This is a genomic window from Candidatus Methanoperedens sp. (assembly GCA_027460535.1).
GTDB lineage: Archaea > Halobacteriota > Methanosarcinia > Methanosarcinales > Methanoperedenaceae > Methanoperedens.
This window is the reverse complement of sequence record JAPZAR010000014.1, coordinates 83039-94907: the sequence shown is the minus strand read 5'-3', so window position 1 is coordinate 94907 and position 11869 is coordinate 83039. Positions and strand designations below refer to the sequence as shown.

The 11869-nt window shown below is 44.2% G+C and carries 7 protein-coding genes; 5 read left to right on the top strand and 2 right to left on the bottom strand.

What is annotated here, in order from left to right; all coding sequences use genetic code 11:
* Positions 1–46 precede the first annotated feature (46 nt).
* Positions 47–985: a hypothetical protein gene (locus O8C65_06965; GenBank protein ID MCZ7356658.1), complete on the top strand. Its 939-nt coding sequence runs from the start codon at positions 47–49 to the stop codon at positions 983–985.
* A gap of 414 nt (positions 986–1399) precedes the next feature.
* Here the strand turns inward: O8C65_06965 and O8C65_06960 are convergent, their stop codons facing one another.
* Positions 1400–1768 (bottom strand): site-specific integrase, encoded by a 369-nt coding sequence (locus O8C65_06960; GenBank protein ID MCZ7356657.1) that lies wholly within the window; start codon positions 1766–1768, stop codon positions 1400–1402.
* A 502-nt stretch (positions 1769–2270) separates the two neighbouring features.
* Here O8C65_06960 and acnA point away from each other — a divergent pair.
* The 4 genes from acnA (at position 2271) to O8C65_06940 (ending at position 10812) form a co-directional block, all read left to right on the top strand.
* On the top strand, positions 2271–5024 hold the full coding sequence (gene acnA / locus O8C65_06955; GenBank protein ID MCZ7356656.1) for an aconitate hydratase AcnA: 2754 nt from the start codon (positions 2271–2273) through the stop codon (positions 5022–5024).
* Between the two features lie 214 nt (positions 5025–5238).
* The gene (locus tag O8C65_06950) at positions 5239–6942 is read left to right on the top strand and encodes a PAS domain S-box protein (GenBank protein MCZ7356655.1); all 1704 of its coding nucleotides are present in this window, start codon (positions 5239–5241) and stop codon (positions 6940–6942) included.
* A gap of 565 nt (positions 6943–7507) precedes the next feature.
* Complete coding sequence (locus tag O8C65_06945) at positions 7508–9406, top strand: threonine--tRNA ligase (GenBank protein ID MCZ7356654.1); 1899 nt, start codon at positions 7508–7510, stop codon at positions 9404–9406.
* Between the two features lie 161 nt (positions 9407–9567).
* Complete coding sequence (locus O8C65_06940) at positions 9568–10812, top strand: 3-isopropylmalate dehydratase large subunit (protein MCZ7356653.1); 1245 nt, start codon at positions 9568–9570, stop codon at positions 10810–10812.
* A gap of 21 nt (positions 10813–10833) precedes the next feature.
* Here O8C65_06940 and O8C65_06935 read toward each other — a convergent pair whose 3' ends face one another.
* Positions 10834–11859, bottom strand: a complete 1026-nt coding sequence (locus tag O8C65_06935; GenBank protein MCZ7356652.1) for an archaeosine biosynthesis radical SAM protein RaSEA — start codon at positions 11857–11859, stop codon at positions 10834–10836.
* Positions 11860–11869: the final 10 nt, after the last annotated feature.

The following is an 11869-nucleotide window of genomic DNA, read 5'->3' as shown; positions in this document are numbered from 1 at the left end:
GATAAAGAAATGGGATATGGATGGGGTATATTTGGATTCAGGAGGGATGGCATACTGCGATTCCTACATAAAGAACTTGTGTGATAAAACCGGCTTTGCAAAGGGTTCTGAATGCCTGACACCTGTCAATGGTTACTTTAGTCCTGAGCCACTTGCAAACGCCATGCGTAACAAAATTGAAGAGCTGGAAAAAGAAACGGGAAAGAACTTGACCTTCGCAGGGGAAATACCATTTATGACCTCGCGGGATATGCCAGATGACATTATCATTAAGACCTGCAATGGTGACGTTTCCGGATGGTGGTCTGATCCCCGCGTAAACAGGACACTTGGAATATATTTTGATTGGGTGCAGGCCTATAATTTCAGGGGCCTTCTGAAATCAGTTTACGAGGGAAAGCCTCCATCCTATTCGGACAATTATATCAATGCCGTCAAATTAGTACAAAACGAGCTTGAAGGAAAATACGCAAAAACTGCAAAATTCGTGAATATGTGGGTTGAGGCTTATGATTTTCTTGATTTGCTCAAACCTGATGTTTCAAACGCTTTTATAACCCTGGACGCCACGGCTCCGGGCAATATTATTTGGATAGGGGAATACCAAATTATTCTCAATGAAGAAATTGCAAAAGCGCTTGGATATAAGCCGGACATTTTAAAGGAACAATATAAAAAACTCATTGCAATCAAGAAAGCTTTTCCAGCTTTGCAATCGGATAATATCGAAGACGCCCTGATAAGCCCGAAAATTCCGAAACTTATCGCATACAACCGCTGGGATGGAAACGAGTCTATTACCGTGATCGTAAATATAAACGGCAAACCCGTTGACGCTATTGTTAATACGAGATTCAACGAGGATACCGCAATCACTTACGATTTGTTAGATAATGAAACATTTGCAGGCAATTCCAAGGAACTGAAAGTCCGCGTACCGGCTTATGGGTCGAGGATTTTAACAATAAATAGGCGAAAAATGTGAACAAGAAAACCTTAATTTTTGCGGCAGTATTGTTTATTGCAATTGCTGCGTTTTGATAATTCGGCATGCTCCGGATCAAATAAATAACGCGCTAAGCAGCAAATGGACAAATTCCGGGAGTGGCTTAAGCAAGGTAAAGGTTGGCCGTTCTTCACCTGGATATTATGGATTATGTCAGAAATCCCGACGAAATAATTAAGACGCTTAAGGGAATTAACGCGGATTTCGTATTCGGAAAGTATGGTTTCCTGTTCCTGATACGCCAAATTATATTTCCCCTGAAATGAATGTGCGCTTACCCGCGAGAACAGTTCACTGGGAGGGATTAAGTGCATGTACGGGCTGACCTCAACACGCGCTCGTTCTAATGCCCGGCGAGGCTAAAGAATTTAGGATAACGTCAGATTCAAATTACTACGAAATTAAAGCCTTATAAGGAATCGATGGTGTAACATAATTTAATAGATTAACATCTTCAACTGTCATAATATCAGGTCTGCACAGGTCATTTGCAGGCATTTCAGTCTTAAGATGGCTTACGAGTTCAGATTTGCCAGCCCATGTAAAAAACCGCTTTAGTTTGACCCTGCAATTTTCCACCGTTACTGTTGAACATTCACCGTGCTTTTCCATAATGTACCTGTTCACATCGGTTCTATCCCACTTTTCAAGCGACTTAAGCTTATTCATGTTCTTTAAGAATCTACTATAATCCGTTAGAGTTTTCTCTGCCGTGCCATTAATTTTGAGCTCCTGAAGGAATTTATCGATTATACTAATCATATTACTTAATATGTAACTACTAAGCAATAAAGCTATAATCTAAAAAGCTCTGATAAATCCCCATAATGTAGTTTTTTAAAATAAAAATAATTTATACGTATATTTTCACAAAATATTAGTTCATATACAATTAAATACCAAAATTTGTCTTTATTAAGCTATTAAAACATAAAATAAACCCTTAAAATTGTCGATCCATTCATAACAATAACCTGGATTTACTGCTGAAACGGGGATTTATGGAGAACAGGACGATTATATACCTGCGACTGAATTAAACTCTTAATTGGGTAATAGAGAACTTGAAAAGAAAGATTCGGGTAATTAGCATCTTAGCGATATTATTATCCGGTATGAAACATAATGTATTCTTTGATATCAGAATTCGAAATCATCTCCAGAAATTAAAAAGTGGGTTCGGTCAGAAAATCTTGTGATTTCAAAAGTGGGTTCGAATTTACGGTGAAATATGGATCGATTGATGGAATAGTGAGGTCTGAACGTGGATTTTTCTGAAATTAAGGATGTTATTGAAACTTCAAAAGGAACTTTTGTTATCTATCGACTAAATAAGCTTGAAGACATGGGTTTCGAAAACATCTCACGTCTCCCCTGCTCCATAAAGATCTTGCTTGAATCACTCCTGCGGCAACTGGACGGGAAACTCGTTACAGAAGAGGACGTTAAATTATGTGCGCAATGGGACCCGAAAACAAGAAACAAACGCGAGATCCCTTTCATACCCGCCAGGGTTCTTCTTCAGGATTTTACCGGAGTTCCCGTGGTTGTTGATCTTGCGGCCATGAGATCGGCAGTAGAGAGGCTTGGGGGTGACCCTTCCAGGATAAATCCGGTCATACCTGCGGATCTCGTCATAGACCATTCTATTCAGGTGGACTATTACGGCACCTCATTTGCAAGAATGCACAATGAGACAAAGGAATTCGAGCGGAACCGTGAGAGATATTCCCTTCTTCGCTGGGCCAGTATGGTTTTTGATAATTTTCGGGTCATTCCACCTGGGAGAGGAATAGTCCATCAGATAAATCTTGAATACCTTGCATCTGTGGTACATGTCAAAAAAGTGAATAATGAACTTGTAGCATATCCCGATAGTCTTGTCGGGACCGATTCGCACACCACAATGATCAACGGCCTGGGAGTTCTGGGATGGGGTGTTGGAGGGATAGAGGCAGAAGCGGTCATGCTTGGCCAACCATACCATATGCCCCTTCCAGATGTTGTGGGTTTCAGGCTGTGCGGCGAACTCAAGGATGGAATTACGGCCACAGACCTTGTTCTCACGATTACCCAGATATTAAGGGAACGTAATGTGGTAGGCAAATTCGTTGAATTCTACGGTCCGGGATTGGCCAGATTGAGCCTTCCCGACAGGGCTACCATCGCCAATATGGCTCCCGAATATGGAGCAACCGCAGGTTTCTTTCCCATCGATGCAGAAACAATAAAGTATCTCCTGGAGACAGGCAGGAAAAAAGAAGATGTTGATCTTATCAAAAACTATTCCATGGAGCAGGGTCTTTTCCACACGGATGAAAGTCCCGAACCTCTGTTCAGCGAGACTCTGGAATTGGACATGCAGACAGTAGAACCAAGCCTCGCGGGCCCTAAACGACCCCAGGATCGTATACCTCTTGACCAAATGGAACAAAGTTTCCATAAGGTCATGGAAGAGACTTTCCGAAGAGAGAAAACAGAAATGGAAGCGGATCACGAATATCATCGCTGGCTTGGAGAAGGCGGCAGCTTCAAAGTTGAGCATGAGCCTGCCGGTGGGTCGGCGCTCGAAGCCAAATACGAATCAAATGTTCCAATCAGAAACGGCTCAATAGTGATAGCAGCGATTACCTCCTGTACGAACACTTCAAATCCTTCTGTGATGATAGGAGCAGGTCTTTTAGCGAAAAAAGCTGTTGAACATGGACTTAAGGTTAAACCTTACGTGAAAACAAGTCTTGCCCCGGGTTCACGCGTTGTCACTGAATACCTCAGGAATTCTGGGCTCATGCCGTATCTTGAAGCCCTGGGGTTCCACATTGTTGGATATGGTTGCACGACCTGCATAGGTAATAGTGGTCCCATATCTCTTACGGTCGCGAAAGCGGTGAAAGAGAGAAACCTGGTAGTAGCGTCGGTCTTAAGTGGAAATCGCAATTTTGAAGGGAGAATCAACCCGCTTGTCAAAGCAAACTATCTGGTTTCACCCCCGTTAGTAGTGGCATATGCTATATCAGGTAGGGTAGATATTGATCTCAAGACCGAACCTATCGGATACGACCCCAATAATGACCCGGTTTTTTTAAAGGAGATATGGCCAGCTAGTGAAGATATCAGGCAAATCATAAAAAATACTATTGACCCGGGGTTATATGCTCAACAATATGCAGAAGTATCTTGTGGTACGAGACTCTGGGAAGAACTTACTATCCCTTCTGGCAAGCTCTATGAATGGGATCCGGCATCCACCTATATCCAGGAACCTCCCTTCTTCATAGAATTCCCGGCAAAGCCTCCTGAAAGAAATGAGATCAGAGGGGCCAGGGTGCTTGCGTACCTGGGAAATAGTATCACAACAGATCACATTTCTCCAGCAGGGGAATTTTCCCAGGATAGCCTTGCAGGTCAGTATTTGATCTCCCGCGGTGTGTCCCCGGAAGGTTTCAATTCCTATGGGTCTCGAAGAGGAAATCATGAAGTCATGATGCGAGGAACATTTGCCAATATTAATCTTAGGAACAGCCTAGTTCCGGGTAAGGAAGGCGGGTGGACGCGTTATTTCCCGTCCGGAGAGGAGATGACCATTTATGATGCAGCGATGCTTTACAAAAAGAACCGGACACCTCTTGTCATCATTGCAGGAAAAGAATATGGTACAGGGAGTTCCCGTGATTGGGCTGCAAAGGGAACTTATCTCCTGGGGGTCGTGGCGGTCATGGCTGAATCGTTTGAGCGTATCCACAGGAGCAATCTCCTGGGAATGGGTGTTCTGCCACTCCAGTTCAAGAAAGGAGAGAACGCAGATACGCTGGGACTTAAAGGTGATGAGCTATTCGATATTCATGGTATCAGCAGTTTAAAGCCTGGAGGAGAACTTCGTGTTGTTGCAAAAGCTGATGGACGAGAGAAGATTTTCAACGTCATATCAAGACTGGATGCGCCAATTGAAGTAGAATTTTATCGAAATGGCGGGATATTGCATACGTTCCTCCGGAATATGTTAAATAAAATGAGATGAAAAACATTAAAAAGATGGTATCTATTATCCCATCCCTCCAAAAAAGGAGAATGATGGTTTGTGTATGACCCTTGAACCTTTTTAAAGCTCCATTCTTGAAATGCCCTACCTTTTTTTGGGCTTCATTATACTTTGCATAATCAGAGGGAAAACATCAAGTCAGTATAATTATTATAGGGATTAGAATTGCTGCCTGTTTCATGAGGTTGATTGAGTGAAAAAAGAGGGCAAGACTAAAAACCGAACCACAATCGAATCGGCAAAACCGGGCCGAAGAATTGCAGAAATAGAGGAATCTGAGACGGAGTGGAAGCGGATTGAAGAGACTTTGCAACACCGTATAGATATGGAAGAGCTCATCGCAGGCATATCAACCAGTTTTATCAATATTTCACATGATGAAATAGACTGTATAATAAACCATTCCCTGCAAAAAATAGGAGAATTCGCAGATGTTGACCGCAGTTATGTATTTCAACTTTACAATAACGGGAATCAGATGGATAATACTCACGAATGGTTCGCAGAAGGCATAGAACCGCAAATAAGAAACCTTAAACGGCTGATTCCAGATGGCTTTCCCTGGTTTATGAACAAATTGACGAAATTTGAGATCATCCATGTTCCAAATGTAATCGAACTGCCATCTGAAGCGTGTGCCGAAAAGGAAACTTTTCAGATGCAAGGGATTAAATCACTCATAAATGTCCCTATGGTCTATGAAAATTCTCTTGTAGGATTTCTCGGATTCGATTCAGTGAGAAGAGAAAAAATCTGGCCGGATGAAGATATCAGATTGCTTAAAATGATGGGGGAAATTCTGGTTAATGCGCTGGAGCACAAGCGGGCTGAGGAGAAACTTAAGAGATCAGAGGAAAAATACAGGGACCTTTTTGAAAATGCAAATGATGCAATATGTGTAATTGACGCAGGTCTGAAATATAAAGATGTGAATAAAAAGACAGTGGAGATGTTAGGCTACTCAAGAGAAGAACTGCTGAATATGAGTGTTCTTGATATTATTCCCCCTGCACAAATTTCAAGGTCTGAAATTGAGTTCAATAAATTAAGAAAAAAAGGATCGTATGAAAAGTTTGTCGGGAAGGCCCGCACAAAAGATGGGGGCCTTATCGATGTCGAAGTGAGCTCATCGGCCATTAAAGAAGAAGATAAGATCATAGGTTCAAGAGATATAATCCGTGATATTACAGAGCGCATGAAAATTGAAGAGGCATTGCGAGAAAGCGAGGAGCGTTACCGCACGATAATTGAATACTCCAACGACATGATCTGGACCCTGGACACAGAAGGTCGGTTCCTATTCTTCAATAAAAGTTCTGGAGAGATAACAGGACTTAGATTGGAGGATTGGCGGGGCAAGTCCTTTGCTCCGCTCATCGAAAAGGAAGATCTGCCTAAGGTAATTGATGTATTCCAAAGAACATTGAGCGGAGAGCCAGAGCAGTATGAGGTGTCAGTTAAAAAAGAAGATGGTAACTTAATTCTTTTAGTAAACACTGCTCCAATATATTCAAAAGGAAAAGTTGTGGGAACAGTGAGTTTTGGCCGGGACATAACAGAGCGCAAAAAAGCAGAAGAGCACATAAAAGAATCACTTAAACAAGAATTAAGGAGATCCAATAAGCAAAAGAAGCTCCTATACTATCTGATCGAAGGTACACGTGGAGGAAAGACCCGTGCATTGATCTTGACCCATCTTTCCGAGAAATCTTATAATGCGCATCAACTAGCCGTAGCTTTGAATAAGGACTATAAAACAATCAGGCACCATCTTGAGGTTTTAGTTAAGAATGGAATAATTATAAGAGGCAACCATGGATACTCTAATATATATTTTATTTCAAAGGATATCGCAGAAAGTCTAAATTCTTTACAAGATGAGAAATTGAAATCCTGATTCCTAATTAACTGAAGGGTTAAGTGGAAGAGAATTTTTGCTGATAATTCATGGATTTCGTGACCTAGAAGCTCTTTTTGTTATCTGGATAATTGAAAGCAATATTTCACAGATGGAAATGAAAAGCTTCTTCAATGGTTTCTATAAGAATAAAATCGCTGAAATGATCCAATTATAAGCCTTAAAAAGTTGATTTCTTCTGTGCGGTCTTGACCAGCGTTAATTAAAAAAGAAAAAATCAACTTAAACCTTCATTTCTTAGGCGCAGGCTTTCCCTTGGGTTTCTTTTTCTCCTTATTGGACATTAGGTTGTTCGCCTCCTGACACTTTAAGGTCATGGATAATTTGATTTTCAGAATATGAACTTTTCTGTAACAGGGGTCTGATAAATCTATGTTTGCCGATGAGTGCTGTCAAAATTCATTTGTAAATCAACGGCGTATCAGGACGGAATACGGGCCTGAAAAAAAGTACAGGTTGAGATTCCGCGCCAGTTTTCCTCATAAAGTTCGAAACCGACAAAACTTTAAGCTTGATTAAAGTGTAGATGCGAGAAAGTGATACAATGCAGATACTACTTATTCATTCTGATTACATAGAATACGAAACAAAGAGAAGCACCCCGGTTGCCGAGAAAATCGGGGACGAACTCAAAAAAGGGCGCATGGAAGAAGCCCTTACTGTTTTCCTGGCGGTTGAGAAAAACGATGAAGAGAATATCGAATATGTTGCCCGGCAGACTGCCGACGAGATAAAAAAGGTTACCGAGCAAGTAAAGACAAACCGCGTTATGCTCTATCCTTATGCCCATCTCAGCTCAAGCCTGGCCTCCCCCAAAACTGCGGTTGAAGCCCTTAGGAAGCTTGAAGAGCTGCTAAAGGAAGCGCAATTTGAGGTAAAACGTGCGCCATTTGGCTGGTACAAATCGTTTACGATAAAATGCAAAGGTCATCCGTTATCTGAACTCTCAAGGACAATAAGGATAGGCGAGGAAAAATGCGTCACCATGGTAAAAGAAAAAGAGGAAGTGGTTTCGGAGGCCTTGAAATCCGAAGCAAAGGCGACCTCCTACTGGCATATTTTAACTCCTGAAGGTGACCTCTTAAAACCCGATGACTTTGATTTTACAGGGCATGAGAAACTCAAAAAATTCGTGAATTATGAGATCCACAAGAGCAGGGCGGTTGACAGGGTACCGCCGCATGTGGAGCTCATGAGGCGGCTTGAGCTTGCTGATTACGAGCCAGGTTCAGACCAGGGTAATATGCGTTTCTATCCCAAAGGCAGGCTGGTGAAGAGCCTTCTTGAGAATTACGTGCTGGAAGAGACCGCAAAGAGAGGAGCCATGGAAGTGGAAACGCCCATAATGTATGATATGAACCATCCCACTCTCAAGAAATACCTTGACCGCTTCCCGGCGCGGCAGTACTCCATTGAGGCTGATAAGAAGATGCTTTTCCTCAGATTCGCGGCATGCTTCGGGCAGTTCCTTATGAACCATGACATGACCATATCATACCGGAACCTGCCGCTGCGTATGGTGGAACTTACCCGCTACAGCTTCAGGAAAGAGCAAAGCGGGGAACTGGTGGGCCTGCGGCGCCTGCGAGCATTTACAATGCCCGATATGCACACACTCTGCAGGGATATGGAGGAAGCGGTCGCCCAGTTCAACGAGCAGTACAACATGTGCATCAATGTACTTTCGAAGATAGGGCTTGATTTGAATGATTATGAAGTAGCCATCCGCTTCACGCGGGATTTCTTTGAGGCGAACAGGGATTTCATAGTGAATCTTGTGAAGACCGTGAACAAGCCTGTGCTGATAGAGCTCTGGGACCAGAGATTCTTCTATTTCGTGCTCAAATTCGAGTTCAACTACATCGATGCTATGGACAAGGCAAGCGCCCTTTCCACGGTCCAGATCGATGTTGAAAATGCGGAAAGGTACGGAATAAAATATGTGGATTCAACCGGAGCTGAAAAAAGGCCGGTCATACTTCATTGCTCGCCCAGCGGGGCCATTGAGAGATGCATATACGCCCTGCTTGAAAAGGCTAACATGGATTCAGAAAAGGGTATTGTCCCCATGTTTCCTGTCTGGCTCTCGCCCACCCAGGTACGCATAATCCCGGTTGCAGAAAAGCACCTGGATTATGCGGGAAAAGTGGCGGGCGAATTGAACTGCCGTGCTGACATTGATGACCGGGAAGAGACTGTGAGCAAGAGGATACGCGATGCCGGGAAGGATTGGATACCGTATGTTGCGGTCGTGGGGGACGAAGAGATCAATAACGACAACCTTACAGTTACAGTGAGGAGCGAATCTTCACCCAATAAACCTGTAAACATAAAGATGACCGCCGCGGAACTCAATGAGAGGGTATCGAACGAGATTTCAGGCTACCCATTTAAGAGAAGCCCGCTTGCGATGCGATTGTCTGGAAGGCCGAGATTTGTATAGATGACATTGATATTTAAACCGCAGATGAACGGTGATAATGCAGATATAGCAAATCTGCGTTCATCTGCGTTTATCTGCGGTTCTATTCAATAGGAAACCAGAAGAGCTATAAAAATTAAAAACATAGCGAACAACCATCTTCCTAAAACCGGATAAAAAAGATGCCAACAATAAGCGAAAAAATACTCAGCAGGGCCTCAGGGAAATCCGCGAGAGCAGACGATTTCGTGATAGCAAATATTGATTTTGCCATGGCGCACGACGGTACGAGCGTACTTGCCGTTAAAGCGTTCCGGGAGATGGGCGCAAAAAGAGTATGGGACCCAAAACGCATAATCATACCTTTTGACCACATAGCTCCGGCAAATAATGAAACTGCCGCGAAACTGCAGCAGGGTATCAGGCAGTGGATAAAAGAGCAGGGCATAACCAATTTCTTCGATATCGGCGAAGGCATATGCCACCAGGTGCTGCCTGAGCACGGGTTCGCCCTGCCAGGGAAACTAATCATCGGAGCAGATTCGCATTCATGCACGTACGGTGCCTTCGGGGCTTTCGCCACGGGCGTGGGCGCCACAGACATGGCAGAGGTCTTCGCAACCGGAAAACTCTGGCTCCGCGTGCCGCAGTCTATCAGGATAACAGTGAAAGGGAATCTGGCAAAAGGTGTGACTGCAAAGGACATGACCCTTAACATAATCAAAACCGTGGGTGTCGAGGGGGCGAACTATAAGGCTATAGAGTATTACGGCGAGAAGATAAGCGGTTTATCGATGGCTGAGCGGATGACGCTGTGCAATATGGCCATCGAAATGGGAGCAAAAGCCGGAATCGTGCCCCCTGATAAAACAACATTCGAATACCTGAAAGACAGGGCGGTGGAAAGATATGTATCAGTCTATGCCGACAGGGATGCCGAATACTCCGGGGAATACGAATTCGATGTCGCAGAACTTGAACCACAGATAGCGAAACCTCATGAGGTGGATAATGTGGTGGGGGTCAGCGAGGTTGTTGGAACCCCGCTTGACCAGGTTTTCATAGGCTCATGCACCAATGGAAGATATGAAGACCTTGAGGCTGTGGCACGAATCCTGGAAGGGAACAAGGTCAAAGTAAGGACAATTGTCCTTCCTGCCTCGCGCTCAGTGCTCATCAAAGCCACAGAATCAGGCATTATTGCCACGCTCCTGAAAGCAGGTGCCACTATCGCGCCACCTGGATGCGGTCCTTGCCTTGGTGCGCATATGGGAGTGATATGCGAGGGCGAGACCTGTCTCTCCACCTCCAACCGGAATTTCAAGGGAAGGATGGGGGCGGGAGGATTGATTTACCTCTCCTCACCAGAGACCGCGGCAGCAAGTGCGTTACACGGGAAAATTGCTGACCCGAGGGAGTTATTCTAGCCGCATTTTGAGTTATTCCAGTTATTTCACAAGCGGCGCGCCGAAAGTGAAATCCTCAAGGTCAATTACCTTTTTCCACAATTCCTTACACTCGCAATCAAGATTATTAAAAACGCCGACATCCTGATTGAGCGAAAAAACACGGATTGCTTCAGCCACGTCTTTATCGCATTTTCCGCAGTTATGGGGGCCGCGAGCCGAACCCGCCCCGACGGGATCGGAAATTATAATCATCTCAGGTGCAGAGACTTTTCCCCTTTTCAAGACTTCCACAGCACTCCACAGCCACGGCGGCCGGTAATCCCCGCGCTCGAACATTTCCTCCACGAGCGTCCCTTTCTGGACATTGCAGAGATTGATCGATATCGTTCCTGCATGTGGCGCTACGTCATTAATTGATCGTACTATGTCATCGATCGCGATACGCTCTGTAAGGAAAATAGGCTTGAGGAGAAGGTATGCCTTGACTGAGACATTCACTTCCCCTGCAATATTGCTTGCCTTTACAAAATCCGAGAACGTGAAGCCTTTATTGATGCAATCTTTCCTTATCATGTCGTTACTTGTCTCAAGTCCCACGGCTATCTCAAAGCTCTTGCCAAGAATCGATAGGGTTTCGGATAATATCTCCCGGGTTACATATTCAGGCCTTGTCTCGGCTATTACCTTTTTCAATCTCTCATCTTTCCCGAGGCGCAAAAGCATTTCGTGCCTTGTTGCCCGCGGGATCTCTCCCTCGTCCAGGAAGCTGCCTGAAGTGAATATCTTCACAACGAACTCTTCATCCTTGCAGCGCGACATCGCATTATCGAACTGCTTCATCAGATCATCGTGAGATGGGGGGTTTCTTGCACTGTCATAAACATAGCCGCACATAGTGCAGTTATTCCACCTGCACCCCAAAGTCTGGAAAATAATTGTGAGCGTAGAAACAGGTTTTCCATCAAGCAGATCCTTTCCGGTCCATACCGCTGTTGGCCTGTCCGGGGGATTGAATTTGACTTTTTGCCGTGAGCGGATTTCCCGCACAACTTTAGTGAGAGGCATCTGCATTCTC